Genomic DNA, 14,156 nt, shown 5'->3' with positions numbered 1-14,156 from the left:
CATTTATTAATAATCTAATCTACCTGCAATACGGCTAAGAAGGCTTCTTGTGGAATCTCGACGTTACCCACTTGCTTCATGCGTTTTTTACCGGCTTTTTGCTTAGACAGTAGCTTTTTCTTACGCGAGACGTCACCGCCATAACACTTAGCCAAGACATCTTTACGCATGGCTTTCACAGTACTACGCCCGATAATTTGGCTGCCAATTGCCGCTTGAATAGCGACATCAAACATTTGACGCGGAATCAGCTCTTTCATTTTGGTCACCAGTGCGTTACCACGGTAGCGCGACTGAGTTTCATGGACAATCATAGCAAGCGCATCGACTTTGTCACCGTTAATCAGCACATCAACTTTAACCAATTTATCAACTTGATAACGCTCAAAATTATAATCAAGTGACGCAAAACCACGTGACACTGATTTTAGACGGTCAAAGAAGTCCATGACCACTTCACCCATCGGAATATCAAAAATGAGCTGCACTTGACGACCCATAAAGCGCATATCGACTTGCACTCCGCGGCGCTCAATGCAAAGCGTCATCACGTTACCGAGATAATCCTGCGGTACTAAAATCTGACAACGAGCAATCGGCTCACGGAATTCTTCGATATTATTCGGTTCAGGCAGTCTTGATGGGTTATCAACATAGATAATGCTGCCATCTTTTTTTACAATCTCGTAGATAACTGAAGGCGCGGTAGTAATCAGATCCAAGTCATACTCGCGTTCTAGGCGCTCTTGGATAATCTCCATATGCAGCATACCGAGGAAGCCACAACGGAAACCAAAACCTAACGCGTCTGAGGTATCCGGCTCAAAAAATAGCGATGCATCGTTAATCTGCAGTTTTTGTAGTGCTTCACGGAACTTTTCAAAGTCGGTAGATTCTACAGGAAACATACCAGCATACACTTGCGGCGTAATCTGTTTAAATCCAGGAATACGATCGACGTCAGGCGTACTGGCATGCGTAATCGTATCACCAACTGGCGCGCCTGCAATATCTTTAATACCCGCAATAATAAAGCCCACTTCACCCGCTTCTAAGATACCCGTATCTAACGGCTTCGGGGTAAAGACACCAATTGATCCGACTAAATGCGCATCTTTGGTCGATTTAATATAAAGTTTATCACCTTTTTTTATCGTACCTTGGCGTACACGGACTAATGAAACCACGCCTAAATAATTATCAAACCATGAGTCAATAATCAACGCTTGCAGCGGTGCATCACGATCACCCGTTGGCGCAGGAATAAATTCAACCAACGCCTCAAGCAGTTTATCAACGCCGAGACCAGATTTTGCCGACACGCGTGGCGCATCAACGGCATCAATACCAATGATGTCTTCAATCTCTTGAATGACGCGCTCAGGCTCAACTTGTGGCAAGTCAATTTTATTTAAAACTGCCATGACCTCAAGACCTTGATCTACTGCGGTATAACAGTTAGCAACCGACTGTGCTTCAACACCTTGTGCCGCATCAACCACCAATAGCGCGCCTTCACAAGCCGCTAAGGAACGTGAAACTTCATAAGAGAAATCCACGTGACCAGGCGTATCAATAAAGTTGAGCTGATAGCGCTCACCATTTGGATGGTCATAATACAGCGTCACCGACTGCGCTTTGATCGTGATACCACGCTCACGCTCAATATCCATCGAATCGAGGACTTGCGCCTGCATCTCGCGATCTTGCAGCGCGCCACACATTTGAATAAAACGATCGGCAAGGGTCGACTTACCATGATCAATGTGGGCAATAATAGAAAAGTTACGAATATTGGCTAATGCAGTCACAAAGCGCCTACTAAATAATGGAGGATTGAATAACGAATATAAATACTGTCAGATGGCAACAATAGAATACTTATTCATAGCTGATATTGGTCAATACACCAATATCACTACATTAAGCAAACCGTATTGTAGCAAGTGAAGTGCCTACAGCGCTGATTATTAGTTATAACTACGCGCAGGCACGTGAGGCTATTCTAGCAGTTTTCCACTGTAAAGTAAGTGGATTTTGTCAGCAAGCCTTGGTTTTATAAATGAAGGTAAACAAGCAAGCTTTAAATCAAGAATATTTACTTCGTTAGATCTGATATAGATTCTGTGAGTAGCTATTTATTTTTAGCCATAAAATAGGCAAAAAAAAACCAATCAAATAATGATTGGCATTTTTAATGTTACAGGTCTTGCTAAAAATGGTGGCGATGAAGAGACTTGAACTCTTGACCTCACGATTATGAGTCATGCGCTCTAACCAGCTGAGCTACATCGCCATTTTAGGCTCGGTATTATGCCGATATGAGTGACTTGCGTCAACCCCTAATTGGCTCTTTTTGCAAAAAAATTGATTTAAATTCAAAATAAGCGCAATTTTAAAACACCAAACCGGTACTGCTGTGCTTCTTTAAAGATTAGCTAATAAAGAAACATGTTTAAAACATTGCTAAAAAGGTTGGTAAACCGATAAGCCGGGTTCTGTCGTGGACAATCATTCCTCTAGGCGTATCATCGCTAATACGCTCAAGCAACCTACCCGCATCGAACGCGGGCCGCGCCATGCCGATGCCTATTTGGTCTTGCTACGCGTGGAGTTTACCATGCCGTGAACTGTTGCCAGCCACGCGGTGCGCTCTTACCGCACCCTTTCACCCTTACCGATAGTGTCAGACACTAAAGGCGGTCTACTCTCTGCTGCACTGGTCGTCAAGTTACCCTGCCCAGCCGTTAGCTGGCACGCTGCCCTATGTAGCCCGGACTTTCCTCCCCTGCATGTCTGTTGCCAGTGTGCAGCGGCGATTGCCTAGTCTACCAAGCGCGCTATTATAGCAAAATTCATATTGCTTTCGGAGATTTTTTTTGGCTTATTTTTAGCGGTGATTTATACAAAGTTTTGAGGGAGTATAAAATCTGTATGACTAAACCCATTATCCTCTTGTACAGGTAAGGCTAACCAATGCGCCGTTGGATGATACTCAGCTAAGTAGTTTTGCAAAAATTTTATCGTACTAGCGGCTATCTGTTCATCCGTCTGAGCAGCATTGTCGTGAATATGATTATAAATAACGCTATGAACGTCTAGACCACGAGATTTTATGGCTTCTAAACTTAGCAACGTATGGTTGATGCTGCCAAGCCGACCTGATGTGACCAGAATAAGGGGATAACCTTGCTCAGCAATATAATCTAAGGTTAATAATTGCTCAGTGATGGGCACTAATAAGCCACCTGCCCCTTCTAAAAGCACTACCTCATAATCCGCTTGCAGAATTTTTGTAACGCTTGTAATCACATCAGTATTAAGAATATCATTAGCAAGTGCGGCGGATAAATGCGGTGACGCAGGTTTCTCATAACGATACGGGCAAGTGGTATTATCAATATCACACGGCTGTAGCGGAATGCCCATCAGCTGACGATGGGTAATAATATCGTCAGCAATTCCTATTTTTCCGCTAATTAAATCTCTTGCGACGCCCGTTTGCACCAGCTTTTGAGTAATAACATTAACACCGTGCTGCATCAGCGCTTTGGCAATCATACCGGTAGCATAAGTTTTGCCAATGTCGGTATCGATACCAGATATAAAGAGCACGCTCATCATTAATCCTTTCGCGTTAAATAACTACTGACCACTTTTAATAACGCTTGGCAAAGAGTGGTAAGTTCATCATCGGTAATCACATAGGGCGGCATAATATAAACTAATTTCCCAAAGGGTCTGACCCAGATGCCATTATTAATGAGCAACGTTTGAAAGATAGGCATATCAACCGCTTCATTTAGCTCAATGACGGCAACTGCGCCTAAACAACGCACTTCCTTAACACCTTCTAAACTCACAGCTGGCGCAAGTTGCTCATTCATAATGGCTTGCATATTTTCGGTACGCGCTTCAATATCATAGGACACTATTAAGTCAATTGAGGCACAAGCAACGGCACATGCCAGCGGATTACCCATAAAGGTGGGACCGTGCATCAGTGCCGGGTAATCACTTTGGCTAATGGTGTCAGCTATTTCTCGTGTAGACAGGGTCGCGGCAAAAGTCATATAACCGCCAGTCAGTGCCTTACCAATTGTCATAATATCAGGGCTAATAGCGGCATGCTCACAAGCAAATAACTTGCCACTACGCCCAAAACCGGTGGCAATTTCATCGGCAATCAACAGCACATCATATTCATCACACAGCTTACGTAACAGTTGCAAATACTGAGGACTATAAAAGCGCATGCCGCCTGCGCCTTGAATAATCGGCTCGATGATAAATCCAGCAAGCTTATCGCTATTTTTGACAAAAAACTCAGTTAATGCCTCACGCTCACTTTGGGTTAAATCACGCTCAAATCCCATTGGTGGTGCTGCGACAAAATGCTGCATCGGCAACTGCTTGCCATAAAGGCTATGCATGCCGTTAATAGGATCGCAGACACTCATCGCATGCCACGTATCGCCATAATAGCCAGAATGAGTCGAGGCAAATTGACATTTACTAGGACGCTTGGCGGCAATCTGATATTGCAGCGCCATTTTTAATGCGACTTCTACGGCAATGCTGCCACTATCAGCATAAAATATTGCGTCTAGTCCAGCGGGCACGATTGAGAGTAGTTTTTTGCCCAAGTCTATCGCTGGCTGATGGGTTAAACCACCAAACATGACGTGCGCCATTTTGCCCAATTGTTCAATCATCGCCGCATTTAACTTAGGATGATTATAACCGTGCACGCTTGCCCACCATGACGACATACCATCAATCAGGCGCGTACCATCTTCAGTAACGATATAAATACCTTCGGCACGGTCAATCACGATATTGGGATAAGTCGGTGGTAGGCTGGCATACGGGTGCCAAAGGTGCTGCTGGTCAAAATCGTTGGTTGATACAGTTGTCATATTTTATTGACCAGTAATGCGTTTGTATTTAGACATCAAATCACTTTCGGTTTCGATATGATTGGGATCATGAGGAATACAATCGACAGGGCAAATAACCACGCATTGCGGCTCATCGAAATGACCGACGCATTCGGTACACAAGTCAGGATCGATGACATAGATATCATCGCCCTCTGAGATGGCTTCGTTTGGGCAGGCAGGCTCACACACATCGCAGTTGATGCATTCATCCGTAATTAACAACGCCATAGACTGCTCCTTTTTTTCTATCAGGCATTTCTATTTATTAAGAAATACGCAATCTAACACAGATACGCGACCTATTTATTACCGAGCTTTTGAATAAAAGCTGCAGAGACACAAGGCGGCACAAATTTTGTCACGTCACCGCCGAGCTTAGCAATTTCGCGAATCATGGTCGACGAGATGAATGAGTAATTCTGCGAAGGCGTCAAAAATACGGCTTCAAAATTTTCATCAAGCTCGCGGTTCATATTGGCGAGTTGAAACTCATATTCAAAATCTGACATCGCACGCAAACCACGCAAGACAGCAGTGGCATTTTTTTCACGCATAAAATCGACTAGCAAGCCCTCAAAGCCTATAACGGATACCTGCGGCAAATCAACAAATACGGTCTCGACCAAAGCCACACGCTCTTCAAAGTTAAATAACGGCTTTTTATGGTGACCAGATGCCACTGCAATCACCACCTCGTCAAATAATTTGGTCGCGCGCGTCACTAAGTCCACATGACCATTGGTAATGGGGTCAAAGGTGCCAGGGTATAGAATCTTGGTATGCAATTTTGAAGAAGTAGCAGAAGAGCTCATAGCAGGACCAATGTGGTTGGTGATAAAATAATAAGCTATATGCTAGCAAATTTTATCCAAACTTAATACTTATCTGCTACATTTGTCCTAACAGCGCGGCTACATTTGCAGCGGAAGCTTTGTTACAATAGCCAGTTCGACTCATCTGTTTAGCATTTATAAAAAATAACCCGCATTTAAGGGTTAGGATGAGGAATTAGTAAGACTAGAAATATAGGGACAAGATATATTTAAGCAGTCCTTATGGAGACATTATGTCAAAAAAATCAAAAAAACCGGAAAATCAAATTTGTGCCAATAAAAAGGCTCGTCATGAGTACTTTATTGAAGAGACATTTGAGGCAGGTCTGTCGTTACAAGGTTGGGAAGTTAAAGCCATTCGCGCGGGCAAAATGACCATTACGGAAGCTTATATTATTTTTCGTAATAATGAGGCATTCCTATTTGGCGCGCATATTCAGCCGCTGCTATCCAGCTCGACGCATGTCAGCCCTGACAGTATCCGTACCCGTAAGCTGCTGCTTAATCGCCGCGAAATTGAAAAGCTAATGGGTGCAGTCAACCAAAAAGGCTATGCCTGCGTGCCATTATCCTGCTATTGGAAAAACTCGCTGGTAAAATGTCAAATTGGCTTGGCACTGGGTAAAAAACAGCATGACAAACGTAAAACGCTTAAAGACCGTGATTGGGAACGTGATAAGCAGCGTGGTTTTAAGAAGGATTTAGATTAAAGCCCTCTTTCAAAAGATTGGGGTTAATCTTTTGAAAACGGACGATTCAGCATAATGTTGAATCGTCCGTTTTTATTTATTCGATTACTCTTATTGATTAATTTTCAAATAACTGGTGCAATTTCTGTCGTTTGCGATTGTTGATGGGCGCGGCGTAATTGACGTACACCATGCACAATCAGACAAGCTATCCCGACCCAAATAAGACCATAGCTATAAATCATCGCCGATTCAAAAGGATTGCCCAAAACGGTTATTGCTAAGATAAATAGTAATGCGGGCTCCAAATAACTCATCATACCATAAACGTTCATTGGCAGCATTTGACTAGCATCGACGTTGGTTTTCATGGCCAGCACGCTCATAACGCCGAGTCCTACCAGCATCGCAATAAAGAACCCAGAGCCGCTGACTAAGCTTAAACTACTTGGGGCAATAAAAAATAAGTACGCCAAAGCAAATGGTGCGAATATGGTTAAATCAATCAATAACCCAGTAACTGCGCCAATACCTTGCAAACGGCGCAAAATATAATAAACAGGATAAGTACCGCAGACCCATAGTGTTGCCCACGAGACGCTTTGCGTACGTACAATCTCACTGCCGACTCCAACTGCGGCAAAAGCAACCGCCAACCATTGCAAACGGCTTAACTTTTCACCGAACAATACGCATCCAAACACCACCATCATGAGCGGAAATAAAAAATAACCCATCGCGGTCTGTACGCCCTGCCCATTGACTGGCGCCCACATAAATAACCAAAACTGGCTTAAGAATATTGGTGTGGGCAATAGCAACCATGCCCATTGTTTAACAGAGCCTAATGCTTTGAGTTTATCGATGTGAAAACCTAAGCGCCCACTGATCAGCAAATATCCCACCAATGCCGCCCACATTGCCAGCATCCGCCAGATAAATACTTGTGTCCCTGATAACGGTGCTAAAAAACTGCTATAAGCATATAGCACGCCAAACAATACGTTGGATAGGACTGCTAGTGCTACACCCATCATTAAAGTGCGCTGCTGCACGCTGCCTTTGGTCCACATTGCTGGCATCGGGAAACGCGACAAAGTCGATGCTACAGTATTGGTTAGGATTGAAGTAGACATAAAGCACCTTTATTTGCATGAGCAGTGAGAACACTATTTGATAGAGATTATTATTTTCTAATATATAAAGCTTAGTTTATAGCCAGTGGTTGTGAAAAAATCTCTATATTCATCTTAATATGAATATATTTATCTTATAGTTACCTAAATTATTAATAATTTATTACTTTATGATTTATAGTGACAGTACTTCTATAATAAGTGAGTTGTAATCATCCTCTGTTAATGTCTTCACCTTAAAGCGAAACCCTATGAATCAACCACTAGATAAGACCGACAAGTCCATTTTGAATTTGATGCAAGATGATGCGACATTGCCTTTAAAAACCCTTGCAGAACACGTCAACGTGTCTATCGCTACGGCTCAACGGCGTGTGCAAGCGCTGATAGACAATGGGGTGATTACTAAGCAAGTGGCTATAGTAGACCCTCACAAGGTTGGTTATAGCTTGACGGCGGTGGTGATGGTAGAGATGGAGCGCTCCAATAACTCTATGCAGCATCGATTTGAGCGTTTGATGAATGCCCAGTCGCAAGTGATGAGCTGCTATGAAGTATCTGGCGATGCTGACTTTATGCTCATGGTGAGTGCTAAAAATATGAAGGATTATCATCAGTTCACTCGCAATTTGCTCACTTACGAAAATAATGTACGTAATTTTAAGAGTCAATTTGTGATGAACTTTACCAAGAGTGGTACGAAGATTTATTTAGATTGATAGCTGCTTTTTGCCTAATAGCTATCCATAGATTACTCTGCGCTATCAATAACTTATCGCTAATACGTTTATTACATCATGAACGTTATTCATGTTAAAATGAGCGCCTTTAAATTAGCCATCAACTACCGTTATCTATAATGGCTATTATATATATGCATTTTTTCTGATTAAGGTTATCCCATGTCTGCCGATACCATCGCCCGCACCGCCTTTAAACAAGGCACCAAACCCCTTTACGACTACGACAAACATTGGGCAAGCTGCTACGAGCCTGCGCCTTATTTGCCAATGAGCCGCAAAGAGATGGATGAGCTTGGCTGGGATGCCTGTGACGTCATCATTATCTCGGGCGATGCTTATGTCGATCACCCAAGCTTTGGTATGGCGATTATCGGGCGCTTGCTAGAATCACAAGGTTTCCGTGTCGGTATCATTGCTCAGCCAGATTGGAAGAGTAAAGATGCCTTTATGGAACTTGGCAAACCTGTCTACGCTTATGGCGTGACGGCGGGCAACATGGACAGCATGATTAACCGTTATACGGCTGATCGTAAGATCCGTAGTGATGACGCCTACTCTCCTGGCAACGTCGCGGACAAACGTCCTGACCGCGCGGCTATCGTCTATAGTCAGCGTTGCCGTGAAGCCTATCCTGATGTGCCGATTATTTTAGGCGGTATCGAAGGCAGTCTACGCCGTATCGCGCATTATGATTATTGGTCAGATAAAGTACGCCGTAGTATTTTGCTTGATGCCCGTGCTGATGTCTTATTATATGGTAATGCTGAGCGCGCCATCGTCGATGTGGTACATGGTCTATCAAAAGGCTATAGCTTTGAGCAAATGAGCAATTTGCGCGGTACAGCGTACTTGCTCACGCCGACGCGCCGTCATTGGCAAGCAGGCATGACCGAAGTTGCCAGTAATGATGTCGATACCGTTGGTCGTGTTGATCCGATTATCAACCCATATGTGATGACCGAAGATCTTGACCAATGCTCAATCGAACAAGATAAGCCTAGCGCCTCTCCTGTTGGACAATCAATGTCAGGGCAATATCCAGGATTTGTGTCTGAACCAGTGACCAATAAAATCTTGAATACTGACCAAGTCGATGAAGAGACACAAGTCGTACAAATGCGTGGCTTTACTAAACCGATGACAGCACGTAAGCATAAAATTAAAATGCCGCCGCGTGAGAAAACCGTCATTCGTCTGCCTGATTATGAGCATGTCAAATCTGACCCTGTGCTTTATGCTCATGCTAGCCGTATCTTGCATCTTGAGACCAATCCGGGTAATGCACGCGCGTTGGTACAGCGTCATAGCAGTGGCGCCGGTAACTCACATACCTCTATCGATGTGTGGCTCAATCCGCCACCGATTCCTTTATCGACGGAAGAGATGGATTACGTGTTTGACTTGCCCTACGCTCGCCTGCCGCATCCAAGTTATGGCGATGCGCGTATCCCTGCTTATGACATGATTAAGTTTTCGGTCAACATTATGCGTGGCTGTTTTGGCGGTTGTACTTTTTGCTCTATCACCGAGCACGAAGGACGCATTATCCAAAATCGCTCAGAAGAATCTATCCTACGTGAAGTCGAAGCCATTCGTGATACTGCGCCGAACTTTACCGGCGTTATCTCTGATCTTGGTGGTCCAACTGCCAATATGTATCGTCTAAACTGTAAAGATGAAACTATTGAGAAAAATTGCCGTAAACCGTCTTGCGTTTATCCTGATATTTGTGAAAATCTGATTACCGATCACAGCAATTTGACACAGTTGTATCGTAAAGCTCGCGATATTAAAGGCGTGAAAAAAATCCTTATTGCCTCTGGTCTACGTTATGATTTGGCGATTAAAGATCCTGAATATGTCAAAGAATTGGTCAGCCATCATGTCGGTGGTTATCTCAAGATCGCCCCTGAGCATTCAGAAGAAAACGTTTTGTCGAAAATGATGAAACCGGGCATGGGTAATTATGACAAATTTAAAGCCATGTTTGAGCAATACAGCCAAGAAGCGGGCAAAGAGCAGTATTTGATTCCTTACTTTATCGCCGCCCATCCGGGTACCAAAGATGAAGATATGATGAATCTTGCGCTATGGCTAAAAGGCAATGGCTACCGCGCTGACCAAGTACAAGCGTTTTACCCAAGCCCAATGGCGACCGCGACCACCATGTATCACACGCATAAAGACCCACTGCATAAAATCAGCCGTGACGAAGGTGATATGGATATCGTCAAATCAGGTAAGCAGCGCAAATTGCACAAAGCTTTCTTACGCTATCATGATCCAAAAAACTGGGTAATGCTGCGTAAAGCCCTGCAAGATATGGGGCGCGGTGATTTGATTGGTAAAAATCGCGGCTGCTTAATCCCGCCATTTAATGCCAGCTTAGAAGGTCGTGATGCGGCGCAAGACAGCTATCAATCAGCGCGTAAGAAAAACAGCCGTCTGGGTAATGACTCGGTGAAACGTAGCAATAAAACAGCTGACAGCTGGTCAAATAAAGGTGCTGCGGGCAAAAATACTGGCGGCAAAAAGCCAGTGAGTAAAGGCAACTTCCAAACTCAGCATACCGGTCTACCACCACGTAAAACCAAGTAATCAAATCATTATTAATCTGCTGTCATACAGTGGATCAATAATATCTATTGGCTAATACCTAATTAGATAAGCGCCTATCAGCCACACGTTGATAGGCGCTTTTTTATTTGATCTTGAAATTGATTATGCTGCTTGCTGAAAGTAAGCAAATCAGAAATTCATTAAGCATCCTTAAATCAATCGTTACAGTAATCAGTGTTTAAGTAACCAAGTGAACACGTAACAAACAATTTCTAACATTCTATAAAGTGAGTTTTGGATACTATATGCGCTATATGCTTAACGCATAGTTAATAACAAATACACGATGACTTTTGTACTTTTGGAGAATGCCATGAATACCCTAACCAAACTTGCTACTGCTCTACCTGCACTTGCCCTATTAAGCGCTTGTGCGACTACTGCTCCTACTACGCCAAATACACCTGCTTCAGAAAGCGTCACTGACGCCGCTTATGACCGTATGGCACCAGCACCTTATACCTGTACTGATGGCAGCAAAATCTTGGCAAAGCAGTCAATCAATAAGAAGCAAGTAATGCTAAACGCCACTTTGCCTAAAGTAAACTGGGCAAACCAGCCAATTATCTTGAATGGCGCTGTTCAAGGCGATACAGCAAGCTATGTGAATGAGTCAAACCCAGAAGTGGTCTATGCATGGCACATGAAAGACGACAAAGGTATCTTCGCTATGAAATGGGCAAATGGTAAAGAATACCAAGTAAACTGCCAAGTAGGTAGATAGTTATTTCGGTTTAATCATTCATTTATAATCATAAATGTATCATTATTAAACTGAGTATTAGCACAAACAGTCATCGAAAGATGGCTGTTTTTTTATGGCTGCTCTGTTAAACGGTTTATAGAAAACTCGTCTTCTTATCTGACTTACTAGAATAAGAAATTGCTAGAGTGAAAAGCATCCTTTTTTGCATTTCGCTAGAGAAGCACACAGAAAGCTGTCAAAATAGCGCCTCTATCAAAACATCTCATGACTTATCATAAAGAGGATACCTCGATGCCAAAGCGTCTTATAACCATGCTCATCATTACGACTGCCAGTATGTGGGCGCTGTCAGGCTGCGATAATAGTACGGATACTACGGCTAAAAAAATGGATACATCAGTATCGACAACGGGCTCAGCGGTAGCAAATACGATAGATTGGTCAGTTATGGATAGCGGCGAAAAGCCAGCCGATCTCGCTAATTATCAATATCCGTTTGCGCTCGATAGCCAAAATGTCCGCGATTATGCAGAGTATTTCAAAGTCGATAATGCTACGGCTCAGCATAATCTGACCGTAAGTATGGCAAGTAACGAGGCGCTATCGAAAGCCTTGGATCAGCTGAGTGAAAGCTATGTCTCACATGAATTGACCGATGATAAAGAAATGAAGCTAATCATCCATACCACGCCTGATATCGCTGCCAGCAGCTATGATTATGTGTTGGTTGGGGAATTTGCTAAAGGGTTGGTATTACCTATCGTGATACAGCCAGATGGTAAGAAAGGTGAAGTGAAGGCGCATGGTGAGATGGCGGAGTAGAAGTTAATAGCGTGTTTTTTATTTCGTATCACACGCCATTAAAAGATATTAAATTTGGCGATAAGGGTTATTTGAGAGTTCGATTTTGACATCAGTATTACGGAGTAGCCAAGCTAAGTAAAGCTGATATTCAGTTGCGGCGGGCGCAATATATACTTTGTTAAGAGTCTCTTTTACTTCAGCTTCGTACTCAACAAATAGAAGCTTTTTATGTGCAATATTAACTTCAGGCGCATTTATTGAGGTCACATATACCATTCGACACTCTTGCTCTTCTTGAAAAGCAGAATGCTTGATTAAGTACTTTAAAGGTAGAAGAATCTCGTTTATCAATATATCGATTTTATTGGACGACTCCAAATCATCATTTGCTATCGCTTTCTTCTCCTTTATTATAGATTCATAAGTACTTTTTAGAGTACGAAAAGCGTCACTAAAGGCAACAGTTTTCTCATCTATATATTTTTTATACTCTTCCCACTCATATTCTGCCTTACTTTTTTCTCTATTTTGTACTACTACAGTTTCATTACCGAATTCACGAAAAAAAGTTATACGATTTCGCTGAGCTAGTTGGATATAACTAGAAGTGGGGTCTATATACACACACCTCATTACTGGTTGTTTGCTAACTCTAGTTTTACTACTCAAGCTTTCCTTCATACTTGAATGTTTATTAATTACTAAAGTAGAAATATCTCTATTTGCACTCTGGATGTTACTTTCAAAGGATAGGAAAGATAGCCCTCCTAAAGAATTATCTAGCTGAAAAAACTCCTTTTTAAATACAAGACTGACACCTGAAGCTTCTTTATCAGCTTCTTTTCCATATAGTCGAAATTGATTAAGGCTATCATGATTGAATGTAAAGCAGCTAATGAATGCATGTAAATCTTTATCAAAATCTGGTGCATAGAAAGAATTTTCTCTTATACCTTTCAAATAGTTTACTAATAAATGTCCCTCGCTTGGATCATTAACATTATTAATAGTATTAAGACGAAAAAAACTTGGTAGGCTACCATCTTCATTCTTTTCTAATAAAAGGTTAGTAATACTAGTGTTTGTATAATGAGCAAGTTTTCTCTCAGGGGATTTATTGTCACTAGAATCTGGTTCAAAATCTAACTTTAATATCTCCACAATTTCCAACGTCTTATTTAATAGCTGCAAAGATTTTTTACCAGCTACCTTCAATCGTGAATCTGAAAGTAAATTACATATTTTTTGGTAACAATATGACTCATATGGATAATATTCTATCGCTTCGATAAAATACTGCTTCGCTTCATCATACTCAGAAAAACTATCTTCTAAAAGAGCAACACCTACTCTAAACTTTAAACCAGCAGTCTCTAAAGAGTCTCCTAACCCTTTTATATTACTCCAAACTTTTAACGCCTCATTAAACTTACTGTCTCCAGCTAACATACCCCCCATACCAAATTGTGCCATCATATAACGAGTCAAGCTATCAGACTTATTAATATTATTGAAAGATTCATAAGATTGTTTACGCTGATTAAGATTGTAATAAATCAAACCCTTATCAATTTGTGCACTGGCATAACTCTCATTACCATCTTTCTCACGCGTCACCTTAAGTAACTTTTCAATTTTTTTACGAGTTTCTTCGTCTAAATTTTCCATATTGTCGACACTCAT

Annotated in this window: 12 protein-coding genes, 1 tRNA gene and 1 other RNA gene; 5 read left to right on the top strand and 9 right to left on the bottom strand. The window is 42.2% G+C overall.

What is annotated here, in order from left to right; genetic code table 11:
- Window positions 1-14: 14 nt before the first annotated feature.
- From lepA to coaD, 7 genes are all read right to left on the bottom strand, one after another.
- Window positions 15-1,811 (bottom strand): translation elongation factor 4, encoded by a 1,797-nt coding sequence (lepA, locus tag PCRYO_RS01885; protein WP_011512733.1) that lies wholly within the window; start codon window positions 1,809-1,811, stop codon window positions 15-17.
- Between the two features lie 408 nt (window positions 1,812-2,219).
- Window positions 2,220-2,296, bottom strand: a tRNA-Met gene (locus PCRYO_RS01880).
- A 175-nt stretch (window positions 2,297-2,471) separates the two neighbouring features.
- Window positions 2,472-2,835: RNase P RNA component class A (rnpB, locus tag PCRYO_RS13015), an RNA gene on the bottom strand.
- A gap of 66 nt (window positions 2,836-2,901) precedes the next feature.
- Entirely contained in the window at window positions 2,902-3,621 is a 720-nt protein-coding gene (gene bioD / locus PCRYO_RS01875; protein WP_011512732.1) for a dethiobiotin synthase, read from the bottom strand.
- Window positions 3,622-3,623: 2 nt separating this feature from the next.
- Window positions 3,624-4,919 carry an adenosylmethionine--8-amino-7-oxononanoate transaminase gene (gene bioA / locus PCRYO_RS01870; protein WP_011512731.1) on the bottom strand — a complete coding sequence of 432 codons (1,296 nt, stop codon included), beginning with the start codon at window positions 4,917-4,919 and terminating at the stop codon, window positions 3,624-3,626.
- Between the two features lie 3 nt (window positions 4,920-4,922).
- Window positions 4,923-5,171: a YfhL family 4Fe-4S dicluster ferredoxin gene (locus PCRYO_RS01865; protein ID WP_011512730.1), complete on the bottom strand. Its 249-nt coding sequence runs from the start codon at window positions 5,169-5,171 to the stop codon at window positions 4,923-4,925.
- A 71-nt stretch (window positions 5,172-5,242) separates the two neighbouring features.
- Complete coding sequence (coaD, locus tag PCRYO_RS01860; protein WP_011512729.1) at window positions 5,243-5,755, bottom strand: pantetheine-phosphate adenylyltransferase; 513 nt, start codon at window positions 5,753-5,755, stop codon at window positions 5,243-5,245.
- Between the two features lie 254 nt (window positions 5,756-6,009).
- Between coaD and smpB the strand changes: the two genes are divergently transcribed.
- Complete coding sequence (smpB, locus tag PCRYO_RS01855; protein WP_011512728.1) at window positions 6,010-6,486, top strand: SsrA-binding protein SmpB; 477 nt, start codon at window positions 6,010-6,012, stop codon at window positions 6,484-6,486.
- A gap of 104 nt (window positions 6,487-6,590) precedes the next feature.
- Here smpB and rarD read toward each other — a convergent pair whose 3' ends face one another.
- Window positions 6,591-7,601: an EamA family transporter RarD gene (rarD, locus tag PCRYO_RS01850; RefSeq protein ID WP_011512727.1), complete on the bottom strand. Its 1,011-nt coding sequence runs from the start codon at window positions 7,599-7,601 to the stop codon at window positions 6,591-6,593.
- A gap of 251 nt (window positions 7,602-7,852) precedes the next feature.
- Here rarD and PCRYO_RS01845 point away from each other — a divergent pair, with 251 nt between their 5' ends.
- The 4 genes from PCRYO_RS01845 to PCRYO_RS01830 all read left to right on the top strand — a co-directional run bounded on the left by PCRYO_RS01845 (window position 7,853) and on the right by PCRYO_RS01830 (window position 12,491).
- Window positions 7,853-8,320 carry an Lrp/AsnC family transcriptional regulator gene (locus tag PCRYO_RS01845; protein ID WP_011512726.1) on the top strand — a complete coding sequence of 156 codons (468 nt, stop codon included), beginning with the start codon at window positions 7,853-7,855 and terminating at the stop codon, window positions 8,318-8,320.
- 183 nt (window positions 8,321-8,503) lie between these two features.
- The gene (locus PCRYO_RS01840; RefSeq protein WP_011512725.1) at window positions 8,504-10,942 is read left to right on the top strand and encodes a YgiQ family radical SAM protein; all 2,439 of its coding nucleotides are present in this window, start codon (window positions 8,504-8,506) and stop codon (window positions 10,940-10,942) included.
- A gap of 334 nt (window positions 10,943-11,276) precedes the next feature.
- Entirely contained in the window at window positions 11,277-11,687 is a 411-nt protein-coding gene (locus PCRYO_RS01835) for a hypothetical protein (protein ID WP_011512724.1), read from the top strand.
- Window positions 11,688-11,960: 273 nt separating this feature from the next.
- Window positions 11,961-12,491: a hypothetical protein gene (locus tag PCRYO_RS01830; protein ID WP_011512723.1), complete on the top strand. Its 531-nt coding sequence runs from the start codon at window positions 11,961-11,963 to the stop codon at window positions 12,489-12,491.
- A 48-nt stretch (window positions 12,492-12,539) separates the two neighbouring features.
- Here PCRYO_RS01830 and PCRYO_RS01825 read toward each other — a convergent pair whose 3' ends face one another.
- Entirely contained in the window at window positions 12,540-14,156 is a 1,617-nt protein-coding gene (locus PCRYO_RS01825) for a DUF2971 domain-containing protein (protein WP_011512722.1), read from the bottom strand.

Source organism: Psychrobacter cryohalolentis K5 (assembly GCF_000013905.1).
GTDB lineage: Bacteria > Pseudomonadota > Gammaproteobacteria > Pseudomonadales > Moraxellaceae > Psychrobacter > Psychrobacter cryohalolentis.
Note: the sequence above shows the minus strand (reverse complement) of the source record. Positions and strands in the feature narration are given on the sequence as shown.

What these genes read in the sequence shown, in the direction of transcription:
- bioD (WP_011512732.1), bottom strand. Translation starts at nt 3,621, where the DNA reads ATGAGCGTGCTCTTTATATCTGGTATCGATACCGACATTGGCAAAACT.
- bioA (WP_011512731.1), bottom strand. Translation starts at nt 4,919, where the DNA reads ATGACAACTGTATCAACCAACGATTTTGACCAGCAGCACCTTTGGCAC.
- PCRYO_RS01865 (WP_011512730.1), bottom strand. Translation starts at nt 5,171, where the DNA reads ATGGCGTTGTTAATTACGGATGAATGCATCAACTGCGATGTGTGTGAG.
- coaD (WP_011512729.1), bottom strand. Translation starts at nt 5,755, where the DNA reads ATGAGCTCTTCTGCTACTTCTTCAAAATTGCATACCAAGATTCTATAC.
- smpB (WP_011512728.1), top strand. Translation starts at nt 6,010, where the DNA reads ATGTCAAAAAAATCAAAAAAACCGGAAAATCAAATTTGTGCCAATAAA.
- rarD (WP_011512727.1), bottom strand. Translation starts at nt 7,601, where the DNA reads ATGTCTACTTCAATCCTAACCAATACTGTAGCATCGACTTTGTCGCGT.
- PCRYO_RS01845 (WP_011512726.1), top strand. Translation starts at nt 7,853, where the DNA reads ATGAATCAACCACTAGATAAGACCGACAAGTCCATTTTGAATTTGATG.
- PCRYO_RS01840 (WP_011512725.1), top strand. Translation starts at nt 8,504, where the DNA reads ATGTCTGCCGATACCATCGCCCGCACCGCCTTTAAACAAGGCACCAAA.
- PCRYO_RS01835 (WP_011512724.1), top strand. Translation starts at nt 11,277, where the DNA reads ATGAATACCCTAACCAAACTTGCTACTGCTCTACCTGCACTTGCCCTA.
- PCRYO_RS01830 (WP_011512723.1), top strand. Translation starts at nt 11,961, where the DNA reads ATGCCAAAGCGTCTTATAACCATGCTCATCATTACGACTGCCAGTATG.
- PCRYO_RS01825 (WP_011512722.1), bottom strand. Translation starts at nt 14,156, where the DNA reads ATGAGTGTCGACAATATGGAAAATTTAGACGAAGAAACTCGTAAAAAA.